Source organism: Polyangiaceae bacterium (genome assembly GCA_015075635.1).
Lineage (GTDB): Bacteria > Myxococcota_A > Polyangia > Polyangiales > Polyangiaceae > JADJKB01.
Window position 1 is genome coordinate 3122428 of sequence record JABTUA010000001.1, and the last position, 19232, is coordinate 3141659.

The 19232-nt window shown below is 70.0% G+C and carries 18 protein-coding genes and 1 pseudogene; 11 read left to right on the forward strand and 8 right to left on the reverse strand.

The features are described 5' to 3' along the window. Positions 1–47 precede the first annotated feature (47 nt). Complete coding sequence (locus HS104_14145; GenBank protein MBE7481112.1) at positions 48–758, reverse strand: 1-acyl-sn-glycerol-3-phosphate acyltransferase; 711 nt, start codon at positions 756–758, stop codon at positions 48–50. A 110-nt stretch (positions 759–868) separates the two neighbouring features. Between HS104_14145 and HS104_14150 the strand changes: the two genes are divergently transcribed. Further along, positions 869–2701 (forward strand): zinc-ribbon domain-containing protein, encoded by a 1833-nt coding sequence (locus HS104_14150; GenBank protein ID MBE7481113.1) that lies wholly within the window; start codon positions 869–871, stop codon positions 2699–2701. 111 nt (positions 2702–2812) lie between these two features. Here the strand turns inward: HS104_14150 and HS104_14155 are convergent, their stop codons facing one another. Beyond that, positions 2813–4435, reverse strand: coding sequence for a L,D-transpeptidase (locus HS104_14155; protein MBE7481114.1), 1623 nt, complete (start codon positions 4433–4435; stop codon positions 2813–2815). Positions 4436–4554: 119 nt separating this feature from the next. Here HS104_14155 and HS104_14160 point away from each other — a divergent pair, with 119 nt between their 5' ends. Both HS104_14160 and HS104_14165 read left to right on the forward strand, forming a co-directional pair. Continuing rightward, on the forward strand, positions 4555–5877 hold the full coding sequence (locus tag HS104_14160) for a citrate synthase (protein MBE7481115.1): 1323 nt from the start codon (positions 4555–4557) through the stop codon (positions 5875–5877). 6 nt (positions 5878–5883) lie between these two features. Then, a complete protein-coding gene (locus HS104_14165) occupies positions 5884–6642 on the forward strand; it encodes a hypothetical protein (protein MBE7481116.1) in 759 nt (252 codons plus the stop codon). Here HS104_14165 and HS104_14170 read toward each other — a convergent pair. Beyond that, positions 6588–6911 (reverse strand): gamma-glutamylcyclotransferase, encoded by a 324-nt coding sequence (locus HS104_14170; GenBank protein ID MBE7481117.1) that lies wholly within the window; start codon positions 6909–6911, stop codon positions 6588–6590. The two genes, HS104_14165 and HS104_14170, sit on opposite strands and share 55 nt — an antisense overlap. Further along, complete coding sequence (locus HS104_14175) at positions 6908–8035, reverse strand: hypothetical protein (GenBank protein MBE7481118.1); 1128 nt, start codon at positions 8033–8035, stop codon at positions 6908–6910. The genes HS104_14170 and HS104_14175 overlap by 4 nt, the downstream gene beginning before the upstream one ends. Positions 8036–8109: 74 nt before the next feature. On the opposite strand from HS104_14175, the gene HS104_14180 reads away from it, so the two are divergent. The 6 genes from HS104_14180 (at position 8110) to HS104_14205 (ending at position 14086) form a co-directional block, all read left to right on the forward strand. After that, complete coding sequence (locus tag HS104_14180; protein MBE7481119.1) at positions 8110–10311, forward strand: S9 family peptidase; 2202 nt, start codon at positions 8110–8112, stop codon at positions 10309–10311. 97 nt (positions 10312–10408) lie between these two features. Continuing rightward, positions 10409–10684, forward strand: coding sequence for a hypothetical protein (locus HS104_14185; protein ID MBE7481120.1), 276 nt, complete (start codon positions 10409–10411; stop codon positions 10682–10684). Positions 10685–10828: 144 nt separating this feature from the next. Next, positions 10829–11578, forward strand: coding sequence for a FadR family transcriptional regulator (locus HS104_14190; protein ID MBE7481121.1), 750 nt, complete (start codon positions 10829–10831; stop codon positions 11576–11578). Between the two features lie 67 nt (positions 11579–11645). Beyond that, on the forward strand, positions 11646–11972 hold the full coding sequence (locus HS104_14195; protein MBE7481122.1) for an SCP2 sterol-binding domain-containing protein: 327 nt from the start codon (positions 11646–11648) through the stop codon (positions 11970–11972). Positions 11973–12091: 119 nt separating this feature from the next. After that, positions 12092–12940, forward strand: a complete 849-nt coding sequence (locus tag HS104_14200; GenBank protein ID MBE7481123.1) for an FHA domain-containing protein — start codon at positions 12092–12094, stop codon at positions 12938–12940. 15 nt (positions 12941–12955) lie between these two features. Next, complete coding sequence (locus HS104_14205; protein ID MBE7481124.1) at positions 12956–14086, forward strand: amidohydrolase family protein; 1131 nt, start codon at positions 12956–12958, stop codon at positions 14084–14086. Here HS104_14205 and HS104_14210 read toward each other — a convergent pair. After that, entirely contained in the window at positions 14067–15251 is a 1185-nt protein-coding gene (locus HS104_14210) for an MFS transporter (protein MBE7481125.1), read from the reverse strand. The two genes, HS104_14205 and HS104_14210, sit on opposite strands and share 20 nt — an antisense overlap. Before the next feature lie 99 nt (positions 15252–15350). Between HS104_14210 and HS104_14215 the strand changes: the two genes are divergently transcribed. Then, positions 15351–15977 carry a DUF502 domain-containing protein gene (locus tag HS104_14215; GenBank protein MBE7481126.1) on the forward strand — a complete coding sequence of 209 codons (627 nt, stop codon included), beginning with the start codon at positions 15351–15353 and terminating at the stop codon, positions 15975–15977. Positions 15978–15980: 3 nt separating this feature from the next. Here HS104_14215 and HS104_14220 read toward each other — a convergent pair whose 3' ends face one another. Genes HS104_14220 through HS104_14230 form a run of 3 tightly spaced genes read right to left on the reverse strand, consistent with a single transcriptional unit; the run spans position 15981 to position 17622 of the window. Further along, on the reverse strand, positions 15981–16781 hold the full coding sequence (locus HS104_14220; protein ID MBE7481127.1) for an SDR family oxidoreductase: 801 nt from the start codon (positions 16779–16781) through the stop codon (positions 15981–15983). Next, positions 16782–17216, reverse strand: coding sequence for a hypothetical protein (locus tag HS104_14225; protein MBE7481128.1), 435 nt, complete (start codon positions 17214–17216; stop codon positions 16782–16784). Positions 17217–17220: 4 nt separating this feature from the next. After that, positions 17221–17622: a TerB family tellurite resistance protein gene (locus HS104_14230; protein MBE7481129.1), complete on the reverse strand. Its 402-nt coding sequence runs from the start codon at positions 17620–17622 to the stop codon at positions 17221–17223. 85 nt (positions 17623–17707) lie between these two features. On the opposite strand from HS104_14230, the pseudogene HS104_14235 reads away from it, so the two are divergent. Beyond that, positions 17708–18595: pseudogene (locus HS104_14235) on the forward strand (serine/threonine protein kinase). Positions 18596–19232: the final 637 nt, after the last annotated feature.

The following is a 19232-nucleotide window of genomic DNA, read 5'->3' on the forward strand; positions in this document are numbered from 1 at the left end:
CTCGGCACACTAGCTCGGTGTGCGACCGAGCGGCCTCGAGCCCGAGGTCATCTGAGCTCTTCCGGCATGTGCTGCGCGATGGCCGCGCGCACCGCCGCGATGAGCTCTTCCTTGCGCTCCTCGCCGTAGTGCTCGGCGTCGATGGGAGCGCTCACGGTCACCGTCACACGCGCGCCCGGATTCACCGTCCCGCCTCGCGCCACCAGCACCTGTCGGGTGCCGAGCACGGTGACGGGCAGGATGCGCGCACCGGTGTCGAGGGCCAGGTGGAAGCCGCCCTTCTTGAACGGGCCGAGCTTGCCGGTGTCGCTGCGGGTGCCTTCCGGCGCGATCCAGATGCTGGTGCCTTCGGCCAGCGCACGCTTCGCGCGGTTCAGGCTGGCGATGGCCCGCTCGCGGTTCTGGCGATCCACCTCGACGAAGCCCGCGGCGCGCATCGCGGTGGACCAAACCGGGATCCGAAACAGCTCCGTCTTCGCCACCATGCGCAGCCGCCGCTCGAGCGACTGGAACAGCACCGGGATGTCGTAGAGCGACTGGTGGTTGCTCATGATCACGAAGCTCTCTCCCGCGGGCGCGTTCTCGAGCCCATGGGTCGTGACCTCGATCTGTGCGTGCTCGAGCAATCGGCGTGACCAAGAATCGAGACGCCGATCACAAGTCTCCGGCGTGAGCCGTCCCAGCGCGCCTTCGACGACCGTCGGAACGGAGATCCAGGCCGTTTCCGCGATGGCTCGGCTCAGGTGCCACAGCGTCATGAGACTCGACAAAACCACGGACAACACGCCCGCGCCAAGGCCGCACGCACTGCCGCGGTATGGGCTGGCGTCGCTGGGGCGCCTGGCATAGGCTCGACTCGCCTCCATCGATGGAAGTTTCCTGCACGAGCTGCCCGGCGCGATTCGCCGTCCCCGACGACAAAGTCCGAGGCCGCAAGGTGCGGATCGCGTGTAAGCGGTGCGGCTCGCCCATCATCGTGGACGGCACCGCGCTCGGCGGCGCTGCGGCCGCGGCACCCGGCCCCGCCGCCGCCGCCCCCAAACCCGCGGCCGCCGCTCCCAAACCCGCAGCCGCCGCTCCCAAGCCCGCAGGCGCCGCTCCCATACCCGCAGCCGGCGCTCCCAAACCCGCCGCCGCCGCTCCCAAGCCCGCCGCCGCCGCTCCCAAGCCCGCAGCCAAGCCCGCAGCCGCCGCCGCTCCCAAGCCCGCAGCCGCCGCCGCTCCCAAACCCGCGGTCGTGGCCGCCGCTCCCAAGCCGGCGGCGACGCCCGCGCCGGTTCCGAGACCGGGCGCCGCGCCGGCTGCACCGCGGCCTGCCGCGACCGCCAAACCGCCAGCGGAGGACAACGACTGGAGCGCGCTCTCGGATGGCGAGGGAAAGACGGGCACCTGGCGAGAGCCGGCGTCGGCGGTGCCGCCATCGTCCAGCGTGCCGCGTCCCGCCGGGGCTCAGCAACCGAAGGTCGGAGGGTTCGCGAAGAAGACGATGCTGGGCGGGCTCGAGGCGCCCCGAGGCGCAGCGCCAGCCCCGCCGTCCACCGACAAGCTCGGCACCGCGCGTCCGGCCGTGCCCGCGCCGCGACCGAGCGCGCCGGAACCGGAAGAAGCGGAGCCGGAGTGGACGGTGGCGCTCACCGACGATCAACACGAGGAGATGCGAACCGCGGAGGTCGTGCAGCTGTACGCCCGCGGCAGCATCGATCAGGAGACCTTCATCTGGGCCGACGGGATGGAGGACTGGAAGCGGCCCTGGGAAATCCCGATGATCGCCGCGGCGCTCGCGGCTCGCGGCCTGAAGCCCAAAGCGGCCATATCGGACTCGGAGTATCCGATGGACGAGCCGGCCGAAGAGGACGCGACCATCGTCGCGTCCGCCGACTCGCTGATGGCGCCGTCCAGCCGCGGCCGCATCCCGTCCGGGGTTTGGCACGAGCCCGGACGCGACGACAACGAGGTCGGCTTCGAGGACGTGACCGTATCGCTCGACGGCAAGAGCGCCCAGGATCTGCTCGCGTCGATCGGGGGCGCGGGCGCGGCACGACCGGCGCAGAAGTCCAAGCCCGAGCTGCTCGCGGAGCAGTTCGACGACGTGCCGACTCGACTTCAGGACGAGATAGAAGCACCGCCGCCCAGCGTCGGCGGGCATGACGTCGACGATCTCCTGTCGGACATGGACGAACGCACGCTGGCGATGCAGGACGACTTCCGAGCCGACTCGCGTCCGCTGTCGACCGCGGACCTGATGACCGGCGAGGATCGAACGATCCCAGAGCGCCACGCGCCCGCCACCGGCGAGTCGTTCTCGCTGGAGAACCTGATGGGCGGGCCGGCGCCGGAGGCACCGCCGGGACAGCCGCAGGACTTGTTCGCCGGAGTCGACCTCGCCCCGCCGCCGCCGGGACGCGATCGTCCGCTCGACTCGCTCTGGGAGCCGACCAGCATCCAGCAAGCGTCGAACCCGATGGCGTCGCCGGCGGGGATCTCCGGCGGGTATCCCGCCGCTCTTCCGCAGATGGCGGGCCCGGGGTCGCTGTCTGCGAGGGGCGTGCCACAGAAGAAGTCTCGGCTCGGCTGCGTGCTGGGGCTCTTGTTCGTGCTCCTCGTCATCGGCGGCGGCGCCGCGGCCTCGTTCGTCCTGAAGCAACCGCCCGGCCTCTACGGCGCGGACGGGATGCCCAAGATCCCGGGGCTCAGCCGCTGACTCGAGCTCTTCCCCGGCCGGAGCAGCGATGGCAAACGTCCTCCTCGTCGCGGCCGCGTTCCTAGCGCTGGCGGTGCTGCTGTCGATCGCGCGACAGCGGTGACGCTCGAGTCAGGGGTGGATGTACACGATCGTGCCCTGTTCGGTCGCCGGCGTGGAGTACGCGGCGTGCCAGTGGGCGGGGACCTCGGGGCTCGCCCACATGAACACGAAGCGCGCGTCGATGGGCGCCAGGTTCACGCAGCCGTGGGAGCGCACGCGGCCGAAGTCGTCGTGCCAGTAAGCGCCGTGCAAGGCGTAGCCGCCTTTGAAGTACATGACCCAGGGCACGTCACGCAGCTCGAACTCGTGATCGGCCACGTCCGAGTCCATCGTGGTGGTGATGTGCTTCTGGTAGATGCGGAAGGTGCCGCGGGGGGTGCTCAGCGTCTTGCCCGGCTCGCCCAGGCCGTCCTTTCCGCTCGACACCAGCGTGACGTAGACGGGCCGATCGCCCTCCCAGAGCGTGAGCGTCTGGCTCACGATGCTGAGGTCGATCCACTTGGTGCCCTTCTTGGCCCAGGAGGGCAGCTGGCTGGGCTTGGCCGCGGTCTTCAGATCTTCGCTGCGCAGCCAGCGGCCGCTCTTGGCCTCCACCATGCGCACGCCTTGCATCATCTTGACCGTCCCGGTGAGCGGGATGAACTCGCGCCAGCCGAGCCGCTCCCCCTTCTCCAGCTTGCCGTCCTTCACGTCCCACCAGGTGGCCCCGGCCTTGCGCGCGAACGCGACGGGCAGGCCGATGTCGCGCACCGAGTAGCCGTGGAACGGCGACCCGCTGTCCGCCTTGAGCTTGTCGGCGGGCAGGAGGCGCGCGTCCGTGCTGATGGCGAATCGACGGTTCTGGGCCTCGGGCCCGGCGACGAACGTGCCGATCAGCGCGACGCCGGTGTGACGCTTCACGCGGTTGGCGATGACGGCGTAGGGCGGCGCACGGAAGCTCGAGATGTTCGGGATGCGGCGCTCGCCGACCAACCACCACGGCACCTCGTCCTTGCCGTCGCCGCCGAAGCGCGCGCTCTGATCCAGCGGCTCGGCGTGATCCGGGATCTTGCCGATGGCGTAGCCGGCCTCGTCCAGCGGCACGTCGTTGGCGCCCACGGTGAGCTCGTCCCAGCGCTCGCGCAGCTTGGCCCAGTTGCGCAGGTGGCGCTCGAGGCGCATCTCGTACTGGAACTGTTCGTCCTTGCTCGGCACACGGAGGTAGTTCGGCGCGATGGCCCGGGTGAACGCGTAGCGATAGGGCATGGCCCAGTTGCGGTGCGGCTCGTGGTTGATGGCCTTGGCGATGGGGTGGTCGAGCTTGACGGTGGCATCGGGGCCAGCGCACACGAACCCCATCGGCCGTACGGCGTACCAGCCGTCCGGGCAGTCGCGTCGATCGACGGGCTCCGGCGAGCGCGAGACCCGCGCGCCGACTCGCAGGTAGCCGATGACCTCGGCCTGCTTGCTCGGCTTCGGGTAGATGGGCACCACCATCGCGACGGGGGCGAGCTTGGGACCGTCCTCGGGCGGGACCGGCACGCCGGACCAGTCGTCCTCGTCCAGCTTCACGCCGCCGTTCTCCGGCTTCACCTTGGCGGCGCCGGGATCGGACTTGCCGAAGAAGCCGTCGCAGGCGGCGACGTTCAGCAGAGAAATCACGCCAAAAAAGCCCGCGACCGGGCGCAGGATCTCGGGCAGACGGGGAGCCATGCTCCCGGTTTGCCAAATCGACCGCATCCGGCCCAGAAAACGGCGGTCCCGGTCCGACTTCCCTTGCCCTCGGGCCGCGGCCCGACGACAAGAGTGGGCGAGGAGCGGAGGGAGCGAACATGCCTGCAGAAACGCTGACTGTCACCGACAACCGCACCGGCAAGACCTACGAGCTGCCAATCGTGGACGGGACCATCCGCGCGATGGACCTGCGGCAGATCCGCGTCGACGACGAGGATTTCGGCCTGATGACCTACGACCCGGCCTTCATGAACACGGCGTCGTGCCGGTCGGCGGTGACCTTCATCGACGGCGACCGCGGCATCCTGCGCTACCGCGGCTACCCGGTGGACCAGCTGGCCGAGCGCGCCAGCTACCTGGAGGTCGCATACCTCTTGCTCAACGGCGAGCTGCCCAGCAAGCACGAGCTCAGCGAGTTCACCCGCGAGATCACCACGCACACCTACGTGCACGAGAACGTGCGCACGTTCATCGACGGGTTCCGCTACGACGCGCACCCCATGGGCATGCTGGTGGCCACCGTCGGCGCGCTCAGCACCTTCTACCCCGAGGCCAAGCACGTCTCGGACGCCGAGATCCGTCGCATGCAGATCGTTCGGCTGATCGCCAAGATGCCGACCCTCGCGGCCTGGAGCTACCGGCACAGCGTCGGCATGCCGTTCGTCTACCCCGACAACGAGCTCAGCTACTCGGAGAACTTCCTGGCGATGATGAAGCGCATCGCCGAGCCGCGCTTCGAGATCCAGCCGGAGATCGCCCGCGCGCTCGACGTGCTCTTCATTCTGCACGCCGACCACGAGCAGAACTGCTCCGCCAACGTGATGCGCTCCATCGGCAGCTCGCAGGCCGACCCCTACGTGGCGGTCGCCGGCGCGGCGGCTGCGCTCTACGGGCCGCTCCACGGCGGCGCCAACGAGGCCGTGCTGCGCATGCTGCGCGAGATCGGCGACGTCAGCCACGTCCCCGCCTTCGTGAAGGAAGTGAAGAGCGGCGTCGGCGGCCGGCTGATGGGCTTCGGTCACCGCGTGTACAAGAACTACGACCCGCGGGCGCGGGTGATCAAGCACCTGGCCGACCAGGTGTTCGACGTGGTGGGCAAGAAGAACCCGCTGCTCGCCGTGGCGCTCGAGCTGGAGAAAATCGCGCTTTCCGACGACTACTTCGTCAAGCGCAAGCTCTACCCGAACGTCGATTTCTACTCGGGCCTGATCTACGAGGCGCTGGGCATCCCGGTCGACATGTTCCCGGTCTTGTTCGCGATCCCTCGCACCGCCGGCTGGCTGGCGCAGTGGGAAGAAATGCTGCTCGACAAGGAGCAGAAGATCGCCCGCCCACGTCAGATCTACACCGGCTACGGCGAGCGAGAATTCGTCGCCATCGAACAGCGGCGCGAAAAAAGCGTGGTGCCCCCGGGGGGTTGACGGACCGTGAGCGAACCGACCGCGCTCGCCCATGCGCGCGCGCCGAGCTTCGAGCGTGCGCTCGTCCTGTCGGCGCTGCTCTACTCCGCGTGCCGCTTCGTCCCGCTGCCGTTCGCGGACGACATCTTCCGCAACGCGGTGGCGCGGCTGATCGTCAGCCAGGCTCTGGACCGGCACGGCCGCACGTTCTCGTCCAAGGAGGTCGCGGCGCTCTACTCCGAGCCAGTGGGGTGTCTTGCCGGCTGCCTCACGGCGCTACCGAAGCTCCTGGCCAAGCTGATCCTCTTCCCCATCCGCAAGCTCCTGGCGTGGATCGGCGCGGTGCGCGGCATCAGCCGCGATCTGGTGACGGCCCTGCTGCTCGGGCGCAGCGTGGAGCGCTGCCTCGTACGCGGGCTCTTGCCCGAGGGCGGCAGCGGCCTCGGGGGTCAGGCCAAGCTGATCCGCGGCGCCTTCGATCGCGCGCTCGGCGAGAGTCAGCTGTCGATCTCGAAGAGCGCGCTCGCGGCCGTCGTCCGGCAGTCGAAGCGCGGCCTCGGCGCCGCCGGGAGGGCCGTGGCTGCCATGTTCCAGAAGCGCGCCGACGCGGGACAGGGCGAGCTACCGGAGGCGGATCGCGCCGCGGTCAACGAGGGCGCCGAACGGGTCGAGCACGCGCTCGAGAGCCCGGGGGTGTTGCAGGAGATCGCCGCCTTCGACGCGCGCTTCGATCAGGAGCTCGAGCGCGTCGGGCTCGGCGAGCCAGTCCAACCCGAGGCGACGTAGGCCAGCACCTCGCGCCCATCCTCGAGCACCACGCGGCCGCGTTGGTACCCGGCGCCCTCGAACACGTCGAGGCGCGCGAGCAGCTCCGGCGTCACGCGGTACAACTCGCCGGACACGACCTCGGAGCCGGCAACCAGCGCTGGGTACTCTCCGCTGCGCGATAGCGCGTAGCGCGGCAACGTGCGTCCGTGACCCAAGAGCTCCGCGCCGCCCAGCTCGTCGTGGTGCCGCTCGCCGCGCTTGAGCGAGCCGTACACCCACAAGATCACGGGCTCTCCCAGAGCGGCTGGGTCCATGCCTTGCGCCCCGCGGAGTCCTCCACCACGGCTCGCAGGTAGCCCTCGCCCTTGGCGAGCTCGCGTCGGGCGCGCGGCCCCGAGACGCGGCCGAGCTCGCGCCCGTTCTTTCCCACGAAGCGGATGGTGGTGCTCCCGGCCGCCGGCGCCACGGACAGCGCGAGCGCGCCCGAATGGCTCTCGAGCGCGGCCAGCGTCACCCCCGTGGAGGCGTAGAAATCCCCGGCGTTGAACGCCGACCGGATCGACTCCGGCGTCTTGTCCGCGCGCACCATGATCCAGGCGCGATCGCCGACGTAGGCGGACTTCCCCAGCCTGGCCCGCTGAGCGGCGTCGGCGAAGTGGTGAGCGTCGTCGGTGGCCACTCCGAACACGCGCGTGCCCTGGCTCAGCACGTCGTCCCAGAGCGCCTCGGCGCGGTCTTCGGCGCTCCTACGGCTGCCCGGGTGCTGCTGATCGAGGCTCGCGTTCCAGAGCTCGACGTGGTGCACGCCCTCGCTGGCGAGCCCGCGGATCAGGCGGGCATCGGCGGCAAAGTGGAACAGCGGGTGGTTCAGCACCGGGACCCCTTCCAGGCTCCGCACGACCTCGAGCTGCGAGCGATACGCGTCGAGGCGCCCTGGACGGAACGTGAGCGGAATGCGCTCACCCTTCTGCGCGTCACGCGCCGGATCCAAGAACAGGCCGCTCAGGTGGAACAGGCAGCGGTATCCCGGCGAAGGTCTAGGCTCGCACTGAGTCGAGTTCTGGCTGAGCTCGACCCCGGCGAAGAGCAGCATCCCGTCTGGCGCGGGGAGCGTCGTGACGCGATTGTGATCGGTCAGCGCCAGGAAGTCGTAGCCGCGCTCGCGGTAGAAGCGCACCACCTCCTCGGGCGGCGTGCGAGCGTCGTAGGAGCGGCTGGTGTGGACGTGGGTCTGCCCTTTCAGGAAGCCGAGCTCCGCGGGCGCCCGCACCGGCTCGGCGACGGCTGCCGCGGACGGCGGCATCGGGGACGCGACGGCGAGCCTCGGCGGCGGGCTCGCTTCGGCCGGCTTGGCAGGCGGGCCCACCGGGGACGCCGAGCACGCGACGAGGCACAGGCCGAGGAGACGCACGCGAGCGAGAATCTTCCCCCAGCCCTCGCGATCCGTCCAATTGCCGGGAGAGGCAGGCTACACTCTGCCGCCGAATGCTCGGGTATGAAGCGCGCCTCGCCCTCGGCCTCGGCCTCGCGCTCCTGCTCGGCTGCGGGGCCACGCCGCTGCCGGCCGAGCCCCCGCCCCCACCCGCCGGCCCCGCAGAGGTCACCCCCATCTTCGTCGAGAGCAGCGCTCAGAGACCCAAAATCATGACCCGCCGACAGGATCTCACTGAAACCGTACACGGGGTGAAGATCGCCGACCCCTATCGCTGGCTGGAAGGCTCGGACGACCCCGAGGTGGCGCGCTGGGTCGAGGCGCAGAACCGCGAGCTCGGCGCCTACCTCGAGAAGGTGCCGCTGCGGGCGGCGCTCCGCACTCGGCTCGAAGAGCTGCTCGCCATCGGGGAAGAGTCCCTGCCCGCCGTGCGCCGCACCGGCAAGCGCACGCTGCGCTACTTCCACAGCCGCCGCGACGGCAGCCAGAACCAGCCGGTGCTCTACGTGCGCGACGGCCTCTCGGGCAGCGATCGCGCCCTCTTGGACCCCAACGCGATGAGCGCGGACGGCACCACCGCGCTCGACTGGTACCAGCCTTCGAACGAGGGGGACCTCTTGGCCTACGGCGTCAGCGAAGGCGGCAGCGAGGAGAGCACGCTGCGCATCCGCGACGTCCAGACCGGCAAGGAGCTGCCCGACCAGATCACGCGCGCCCGCTACTCGTCGGTGTGTTGGCTGCCCGGCGGCAAGCGCTTCTACTACTCGCGCTTCCCGGCGAAGGGCAGCGTGCCGGAGGGCGAGGAGAAGTACCACCGCACCATCTTCGAGCACCAGCTGGGGCGCTCGCCAGACACCGACCCCGTGGTGTTCAAGGCCAAGGTGATGACCGACTTCCCGAGCTGCGCCATCTCGCCGAACGGGCGCTGGCTGGTGGTGCGCGTGCACCAGGGCTGGAGCAAGAGCGCGCTCTTCATCGCCGATACCCGCGAGAAGAAGCTCAACTGGCAGGAAATCACCGAGGGCAAGGACCACGTCTACGATCCGTTGCCGCTCGACGACGTGCTCTGGGTCCGCACCAACGAAGGCGCGCCGCGCTACGCCATCTACGCGGTCGATCCCAAGCGCCCGGAGCGTGCGAGCTGGAAGCGCGTGATCGCCGAGCACGCCGCGGACGTGCTGGGCGACTTCAACGTGATCGGCGGCGAGCTCTTGCTGGCCTACACCCACGAGGTGGTGAGCCGGCTGGAGCGCTTCGACCAGAGCGGCAAGAGCAAGGGCGCCGTCGCCCTGCCAACCCTCGGCACCAGCAACGGCTTCGCCGGGCTGCACGACGACGACCAGGCGTTCTTCGACTTCGAGTCGTTCGTGACTCCGCCCAGCATCCGCCGGCTCGACCTGAAGACCGGCCAGGTGAGCACCTGGAAGGAGGTGAAGGCGAACATCCCCACCGGCGACTTCACGGTGACGGCGCGCAAAGCCAAGAGCAAGGACGGCACGCTGGTGCCGTACCTGATGGTGCACAAGAAGGACGTCTCGCTCCGGAGCGCGGACAATCCCACGCTGCTCTACGGGTACGGCGGCTTCAACGTGAGCCTCTTGCCACGCTTCTCCCGCTCGACCTACGCGTTCCTGGAGCGCGGCGGCGTCTCCGTGCAGGCCAACCTGCGCGGCGGTGGCGAGTTCGGCGAGGAGTGGCACCGCGCGGGGCAGCTCGAGAAGAAGCAGAACGTCTTCGACGACTTCATCGCCGTGGCGGAGGATCTGGTGAAGACCAAGGTCACCCGGCCGGAGCGCCTGGCGATCCACGGTCGCTCCAACGGCGGGTTGCTCGTCGCGGCCACGCTGGTTCAGCGCCCCGACCTGTTTCGGGCCGCGGTCAGCGGCGTCCCGCTCACCGACATGCTCCGCTATCACCACTTCCAGATCGCCAAGCTCTGGATCCCCGAGTACGGCTCGGCGGAGGACCCGACGCAGTTCGAGTGGCTCCACGCCTACTCGCCCTATCACCACGTGCAGAAGGGCACGGCGTACCCCGCCGTCCTGCTGATGACCGCGGAGAGCGACACCCGGGTCGATCCCATGCACGCGCGCAAGCTCGCGGCCGCGCTCCAGCATGCGACCAGCTCCCCACACCCCATCCTGCTCCGGACCGAGATCCGCGCGGGTCATGGCGCCGGCAAGCCGATCAGCAAGATCGCGGACGAGTACGCGGACCTGTTCGCCTTCGTGCTCTCGGAGCTGGGGGCGAAGTGAGCGAAATCAGTGCTTCGATTCCCGCCCCGGGACGTCAAACCTCGCGACGCCGCGGGGTTTCCGGTAAGCTCCCGTCGCTCCACAAGGTAGGTTCTTCATGAAGTCCAAGGCTTTTTCGAGTGTTGCGATCCTCGGGACCCTCGCGGTCGTGTTCATCGGCTGCGTGGTCCAAAACCGCCCGGCTGACTCCAACCCGACGGCGACGGCGGCCCCGACCGCGACGCCGGCCCCGGCCACGACCGACACGGCGGCGCCCACGGCGACCACCACGGCCACGGCGGCGCCCACCACCACGACCACGGCGGCCCCCGCCGGCAAGGTGATGAAGCAGCCCAAGGCCGCGGACCCCGCCGCCGCCGACGGCGGTACCTGAAGCGCGCCTCGCTTCGAGGCAAGAGCGAGGTTCCCTTGGGGCCTCGCTTTTGCTTTGTGATTTCAATTGGTTTGTTGCCGCCCTGGAATTGTTCAACATTTGCTGTTGATTGTTGGACATTACGCGGGGTAAGACCTGCGCCGCGTGGTGGCCGCAGTCCGCAAGAAGAAGACCCTCGCCCCGAGCCCCAAGCTGGGAACGCAGGTGGCGGAGCTGCTCAAGCGGCGCATCCTGTCCGGCGCCTACGCCCCCGGCGACATGCTGCCGCCCGAGCTCGCCCTGGCCGAGGATCTGGCGGTCAATCGCTTCACGGTCCGCGAGGCCATGAACCAGCTCGAGCAGCTACGCCTGATCGAGCGGCGCGCCGGGGTCGGCACCGAGGTGCTCGACTACAGCGAGCACGCCAGCGTGGACGTGATCGAGTACCTGGCCGTCACCCCCGAAGGCGTGGTGAACACCGAGGTGCTGAAGAACCTGCTCGAGGTGGCCCGCATCCTGTCCGCCGACATCGCCGAGCTCGCCGCCAAGCGCCGCAACGACGACGACCTGCGCGCGCTCGACCACATCGTGGCCGAGATGCGCAGCGAGAAGAACCTCTCGCGCCTGTTGTGGTTGGACTTCGACTTCAACTGGGCGCTGGCTGGGGCCGCGAAGAACGTCGTGCCCCGCCTGCTCATGAACAGCGTGCGCGGCCTGCTCAAGAAGTACACGCCCTACCTGGAGACCCTGTGGGTCTCTCCGGGGACCATCACCGAAGGCTACGAGCACGTCGTGGAGGCGGTGCGCTCGGGCGATGCGGAGCGAGCGCGCTCGCTCTTGCTCTGGATCTGGAGCAGCCGGCACGAGCGCTTCGTCGACTCCGTGGGCCGGAAGAGCCGCCCGCCAGGACCTTGAACGATCTCACCGTCGGCTCGTCCGGCGGGGAACTCGCAGAGAACGAAACGAAAACAGGAGAACGAGCATGGCGACTGCAAAAGAGAAGATGGACGAGGCCGCGACCAAGATTGCCGAGCACAAGGACAAGGCTGCTGCGATCGGCGCCGTCTACAAGTTCGTGCTCGCCGGCGACGGCGGCGGCACTTGGGTGATGAACCTGAAGGACGCTCCGGGCGTGACCGAGGGCGACGGTACTGCGGCCTGCACCATCAAGATGGCGGCCAGCGACTACGTCGACATGCTCGAGGGCCGCGCCAACGGCCAGCAGCTGTTCTTCTCGGGCAAGCTCAAGATCGAGGGCGACATGGGCCTGGCCATGAAGCTGCAGAAGCTGACCGAGGTCCTGAAGTAGGAAGCCGAGAGCCACGCCACGCGGCTGCTCCTCCCGAAGGGCGGTCGCGTGGCGTTGGTGTTCCATCCATTTGCCCCGGCGGCGATCTCGCGTATCGTTTCGGCTTCGAGGGGCGTTCCTTGGGCGAAGATCCGGCAAGAACTCTGACTCGCTTCGAGCAGCCCGCCGGGGCGCGCGAGCGCTACGTGCTCCAGCGCGGCGCGCAGCGCATCCCGCTCGGTCTCGGCGAGACCGTGATCGGCCGCGCTGCGGACGCCGACGTCGTGGTCGACAACCACATGGTCTCGCGCCGGCACGCCAAGATCACCGTGACGGACGCCGCGGTGTTCGTCGAAGATCTCGGCAGCGTCAACGGTGTGCGGGTGGACGGCGAGGCGGTCCAGGGCAAGCTCCTGGTGAGCCCAGGCGCGCGTATCTCGGTCGCTGACGCGGTCTTCACCCTGCTGCGCTCGGAGAGCGGCGACGCCGTGCGCGCCACCCAGCGCGTTCCGACCCGAGACCCCGCCGACGAGGGCCCGGCTGACGCCACCACGCGGCGCACCCACGCCTTCCAGCTCATGGCCGGCGTCGTGGACAAGGCCATCGCCATGGGCAAAGCGGACGAGGCGGAGCGCCTGCTCGGGACGCTGATGGCCGACGTGCTCGACGAGGCGCAGCGCACCCGCCAACTCCCGCGCGAAGTGGCCCAGGCGGCCGCGAGCGCCGCCGTCCGCCTCGCCGGCGCGACCTCGAAGAGCCAGTGGGTCGAGTACCCGATCCGGCTCTACCTCGCGCTCCAGGCGCCGCTGCCACTGGCGACGGTGGACGAGCTGTTCAACGTCGCGCGCCGGGCGCCGCGTTTGGACCTGCCATTGCTCCACCGCTACGTTGCGCTGCTCGACGAGCAGCGGCTCGGGCCGAGCGAGCGCTTCGTGGTCCAGCGCCTGCAAGCCCTGGCCAGAATGATGGGCGCCGTCAGCGGACGCTGAAGTAGCATCGCGCCCGTGTCCCGGCGCCGGCACCCCTGGTTGACCTTCGTCCTCGGGGCGCTCGCCATCGCGGTCGGCTGCTGGATCGCCTTCCGCGCTCCGCCGCCTCCGCCCGCCGCGCCCGACCGGGGCTCCGGAGGACGCGAGCGCTTCCACGTCGTGGACGTTCACGTGCACCTGGCTCCGGACGGAGTGGAGCGCCTGGGCCGCCTGATGCAGCGCTGGCAGTTCGATCACGTCGTCAACCTCTCCGGGGGCCTCCCCGGTCGCGGGCTACCCGAGCAGCTCGCCGCCGCACGCGCCTCGGGCGGGCGCGTCACCGTGTTCACCACGCTGAGCTTCAACGACGTGCGTTTCCCCGACTACGGCGCGCGCATGGCGCAGAGCCTGCGGCGCGCCCACGCGATGGGCGCCCGTGGGCTGAAGATCTCCAAGCTCCTGGGCCTCGGCTTGCCGGCCCCCGACGGGCGCCTCCTGCCGGTGGACGACCCCGGGCTCGACCCCGTGTTCGAGGCCGCGGCTGAGCTCGGCTTGCCAGTCTCCATCCACAGCGGCGATCCGCGTGCGTTCTGGCTGCCCATCGACGAAAAGAACGAGCGCAAAGACGAGCTCGAGGCCCACCCGGGCTGGTCCCAACACGGCCAGGAGGTGCCGAGCTTCGATCAGATCCTCGAGCAGCTCGAGCGCCGCGTGGCGCGCCACCCCAAGACCACGTTCATCTCGGTGCACTTCGGCAACTGCGCGGAAGACCCCGAGCGCGTCGCCAAATGGCTGCGCAAGTACCCGAACCTCTACGTGGACACCGCGGCGCGCGTCCCCGAGCTGGGGCGGCACCCGCCGGAGAAGATGCGGGCGTTCTTCGTCGAGTTCCAGGACCGCGTTTTGTACGGCAGCGACCTGGGAGTGAGCGCCGAGCCCGAGCCGCTCTTCCTGGGCTCCGAAGGCAAGGAGCCGGCCGGGGCGAAAGACGAAGAGCGCTTCTTCACCGCGACTCGCCGCTACTTCGAGACCACTGAGCGGGACTTCGACCATCCCACGCCGATCCAAGGCAAGTGGAGAATCAGCGGGGTCGGGCTGCCGCCCGAGGTGCTGCGGAAGATCTACGGCGACAACGCGCGCCGGCTGATCAAGCTGGATGTGAAGTGAGCGCGCGATCGAGCGCGAAGGCCAGCGCGCCTGCCAGGGACACCAGCCCCGACACCGCCCACATCGCGCCGTAGTCGAAGCGCTGCGCGATCTCCCCGGCGACGAACGCGCTCAGCGTCACGCCCACGTTGAACGAGAGGTTGAACAGCGCCATGGCGCGCCCGCGGGCGGACGCCGGAGCGCCCTCGACGAACGTGGCGTTCATGCTCGGGTAGGCCAGCCCGTGCGAGACGCCGAAACACAGGGCCAACACCACGAGCTGCCAGGGCGCGTGCACGAAGGCGAAGCCGAGCGCCGCCAGCGTGAAGCCCAGCGCGCCGGCGACGCCCACCGGACGGTGCCCCACGCGGTCGCCGAGCCCGCCCGCCGTGAGCCGCACCAAGATCGCCGCCGCCACGTAGGCCACGAAGAAGGGCGCGTGGCTCGGCAGGCCGCGCGCGCGCACGAACACCGGCATGAAGTTCAGCGCGGTGCCGAAGGTGACGGCCGTGCCGAGCGCGCACAGGAGCGAGCCGATGGCGCCGCGCCGCAGCGCCAGGCCGCGCATGCCGATGTCGCCGGCCAGGTCGCGCGCCGCCGGCCGTGCCACGTCGGGCACCGCCAGGTAGAGCGGCAGCGCCAAGAGCGACACCGCCGCCGAGAGCTGGAACAGCCGGTGGAATCCCAGCTCGTGGGCGACCCACTCCCCGAGCGAAGGCCCGACCGCGTGCGACACCAGCGTGGTCGCGCCGAACCAGGCGATGGCCCGACCCAGCGAGGCTGGCGGAGCCAGATCGACGATCACTGCGTTGGTCGCGACGAACGCCAGAGAGAAAGCGAAGCCCTGACCGAGCCGGAGCGCGTAGACCAGAGGGCCGACGCGATCGACCCACAGGAACGCGAGGGAGAGCCCGAACCAGGCGAGCGCACCGGCCAGCATGAAGCGCCGGCGTCCGTAGCGGTCCGCGAGGGTGCCCGTGAGCGGGATGGCGACCAGGGCCGCGACGCCGAAGGCGCCCATCGTCCGCCCGACTTCGGCGCGGCTGGCACCGAGCGCCTCCAGGTGAACCGGCAGCGAGAAGAAGCTGGTGACTCCCACGAAGAAGACCAGGTTCGCCAGCGTCGCCAGGGCGAAGCGCCGCGTGATCACGCGCTCGGCCGGCCGAGCGGCAGGTGCTGGGCTCATTCGGGACGACCCCGCACCACCCCCAGCGAAGCCGCGCTCCCGGCCGTGCCGACGAAGTCGACGCTAGTTCCGATCGAAAAATACGCTATCCCGTCGGCCATGACGAAGACCCTGCTCGGCTACTTCTGGCGTGGTTGCCTGGTGCTCGCTCCGGTCAGCATCACTGTCTACATCGCGTGGCTCGTCTTCACCACCGTCGATCGCATCCTACCGGTGGGCGTGCCCGGGCTCGGCTTCGTCCTCACCCTGGGGCTCATCACGCTGGTCGGCTTCCTGACCTCCAACGTGATCGGCGGAGCGGTGGTGCGCGAGACGGAGAAGTGGCTGGCCAAGGTCCCCTTGATCAAGCTGCTCTACACCTCGATCCGCGATCTGGTCGGCGCCTTCGTCGGCGACAAGAAGAAGTTCGACCGTCCGGTGGCTGTCGCGCTCGTCCCGGGCAGCCAGGCCAAGGCGCTGGGCTTCGTGACCCGGGAGTCGCTGGCGCAGATCGAGATGAAGGGGCACCTCGCGGTCTACTTCCCGCAGTCCTACAACTTCGCAGGCAACGTGCTGCTCGTGCCGCGCGAACAGGTGGAGACGCTGAGCGCTACGAGCAGCGACGTGATGGCGTTCATCGTCTCCGGCGGCGTCTCCGGCCTGGGCATCGAGCCACCACCGGTCTCGGGCCGTGGCGGCCCCGACAAGACGCTGATCATGCACGCGCCGGACAAGCCCAAGGAGTGACGATCAGCCTCCGAGCGAGAAGAGGTTGCCCGCCCCGAGCAACGACTGCCCGCCGTCCACCACCAAGGTCGTGCCGGTGATGAAGCCGGCGGCCGGCGAGACCAGGAACAGGACCGCGTCGGCGACCTCCGCGACGCTGCCCCAGCGCCCGATGGGCATGCTGCCCTCGAGCCGCTTCTGCGCCTCGGAGTCCGCCGGCGCGAGGCGACGCATGCCCTCGGTGTCGGCGATGGGCCCTGGCGCCACGGCGTTCACCCGGATCTTGCTGCCGCCCCACTCGAGCGCGAGATCTTGGGTGAGCTTGGCGATGCCGGCCTTGGCGGCGCCGGCGTGGCACTGCAAGGGAGTTGGCACCCAAGCCTGCGTGGCGGTGATGCTGACGATGCTGCCTCCGCGTACCGCGAGCGGCTCGAAGCAGGCCCGGGAGGCGTTGAAGGTCCCGACCAGATCGATCTCGATCACGCTCTTGAAGCCGTTGGCAGAGAGACCAGCGGCCGGCGCCAGGAAATTGCCGGCCGCGGAGTTGATCAAGACGTCGAGCCGACCCCACTCGGCGACCACGCTCCGGACCGCCGCCTCGAGCGCCGCGTAGTCCCGCACGTCGGCGGCAAAGCACCTCGCTGTTCCGCCGGCGTCGCGGATCCGCGCGGCGCTCGACTCGAGCTTGTCGAGCTTGCGGCCGACCAGCGCGACCTTGGCCCCTTGTTCGGCCAGGCGCCGCGCCACGCCGGCGCCGATGCCGCTGCCACCACCCGTGATCAAAGCGACCTGCCCCGCCAGCAAGTCTTCGGCGAAGACCCTCATCTACCTGCCTCCATATCCCGGCCCCGGCGGCCCGAACTGCGGACCGGGTGGCGCGGCGATGCGATTCGAGAGCGGCATCCACACGGCCTGGAACAGCTGGACCTGCCGCCGCTCCCACTCCTGGTAGCCCATGAGCGCGAGGATCAGCGCCACCGGGAAGAAGACGAACCAGAGCACGATCAAGATCACGATGGCGTTCGACTCGAAGTCCGCGATGACCCTCACCTCGAGGAAGAAGCCGCCCTGAATCGGCAGCATCGACACCAACACCTTGGGCACCATGCCGTAGCTCGCCAGGGTCCCGCGCCCGGACCATTGGTTCGGGCCGGTCTGCGTCAGCGGGATGCCCGCGCCGGCCAGGGTGCCCGAGAGCGTCTGAATCACGCTCTGGGCGTGCTCTTGCGCGAAGAACTGGCGCTCGTTCTTGTCGAGCATCGAGCTACTTCACGTCTTCGAGCACGTTGCTCCCCAGGCGCAGGGCGCCGTCCTTCACCGAGCCGAGGATCTCTTCGGCTGTCTCCTTGCTGAAGCCGAGCAGATCGATCAGCTTGTCGAGCAGGGCCTTCTCGCTCTCGCTCTGCTCGCCGTCCGCGTGAGTGAGCAGCGCCGCGTTGGCGAGCAGGAGCTCCCGTTCCTCTTCGCCCAGCGCGGACAGCGGGATGTCCTTCTCGAGGGTGCGCCTCTCCTTCGCGTACTCCAGGAGCTCCTTCTCCTCCTCGTCGCTGGCATCGAAGCCGGCGAGCAGCCCCTCGATGACGTGGGACTCCGGTTGCTCGACCTTGCCGTCGGCCCAGGCGACCGCGACCAGAGACTTGACGATGTTCTTCTCGCTCGGCGTCATGGGCGAATCCTACTGTGATTTCCCACCCCGGGTCTCGATGGCAGAAAACCGGCGCGAATCCGAGCTAAGCTAGCGGCCCTCGGAGATGGCGCCCACCACCACGGAGACCGAGACCGGCGGGGACCGGAGCGGCGACGCCGTCGGCGGCGGCTGGCAGCTCGGGCGGCTGCTCGGCAGCGGCGGCATGGCGTCGGTGTACGCGGCCACCGACCCGGCCGGCCGCCAAGCGGCGATCAAGCTCCTCCACCCGGAGATGGCCCGCAGGCGCGAGCTCAAGGAGCGCTTCCTGCGCGAGGCCTACGTGGCCAACCGCATCGGACACCCGAGCGTGGTCAAGATCCTCGATCACGCCGACGGCCCCGACGTGTTCCTGGTGGTCGAGCTGCTCGAGGGGGAACCGCTCAGCGCCCGGCTCGGGCGAGCGAGCGAGCTGTCGGTGAGAGACTTGCTCGGCTTCGCCGACCAGATCCTGGACGCGCTCGGCGCGGCCCACCAGGCGGGGGTCATCCACCGCGACATCAAGCCCGACAACGTGTTCGTGACCACGGAGGGCAAGGTCAAGATCCTCGACTTCGGCATCGCTCGCGTGATCGACGACGTGCCTTCGGAGTTCAAGACCCGCACCGGCCTGGCCCTCGGCACCATCCCCTACATGGCGCCGGAGCAGGCTTTGGGACGGCGCGGCAAGGTGGACGGCCGCACCGATCTGTTCGCGCTCGGCGCGCTGCTGTTCCGCGCCCTGGCGGGTCGGCGCATCCACGAGGAGCCCAGCGAGGCGGAGCTCTTGGTGGCGATGGCGACCAAGCCCGCGCCGAGGCTCGCCGACGTCGCACCCAACGTGCCCGGAGCCGTGTGCGCCATCGTCGATCGCGCCCTCGCGTTCTCTCAGGAGGCGCGCTACCCGGACGCGGCCACCATGCGCCGGGACGTGCAGGCGGTGCTCGGAGGCCAGGTTCCACCCTTCGCGTTGGCGGCGAACAGCCGCGCCGAGGAGGCGACGCGCATCGAGGTCGTCTCCGCGAGCAGCGCGGCATCGGGTCGCGACGCCGCCACGGTCGCCACCAGCGCGCCGTATTCGGTCCGCGAGCGCACGCTGGAGAGCGCGGGCCTGGCCATCGCGTACGAGAACACCGCGCCGCCGTCGCTCACCGCTCCCGCCAGCTTCGCCGCCACCCCCGCGGCCTTTGCCAGCGACGCCGTGCCCGCCTCGCTCCCGCCGCAATCGCTCGGGCAGGCGCCGGCGAGGACCCCGCCGCCGGAGAAGCAGCGCGGAGTCGTGGCTCTCCTGGCCTTCGCTGCGACCGGAGTCTTGGTCCTGGCCGCAGCCGGCGTCGCCCTCGCGGTGCTCAGGCCGTGGGAGTCCGTGCCCGACGCCGCTGCCGGTGTGGGCGCGGAGTCGCCGAGCATCACGCTCTCGGAGCCCGGTACGGCCCCGAGCGGGAGCGCCTCCGGCGAGAGCGCGGCGCGCGCCGTCGAGAGCGAGCCGACGTCCCCCGCGACAGCCGATGCGCCCGCCGCCACTGCGGCAACGCCACGAGCGGCGCCGGCGAGCAAGGGGGCACAGGCCGCGCCGCCTGCGCCGCCCGCGCCGACTGCGCCGCCCGCGCCGA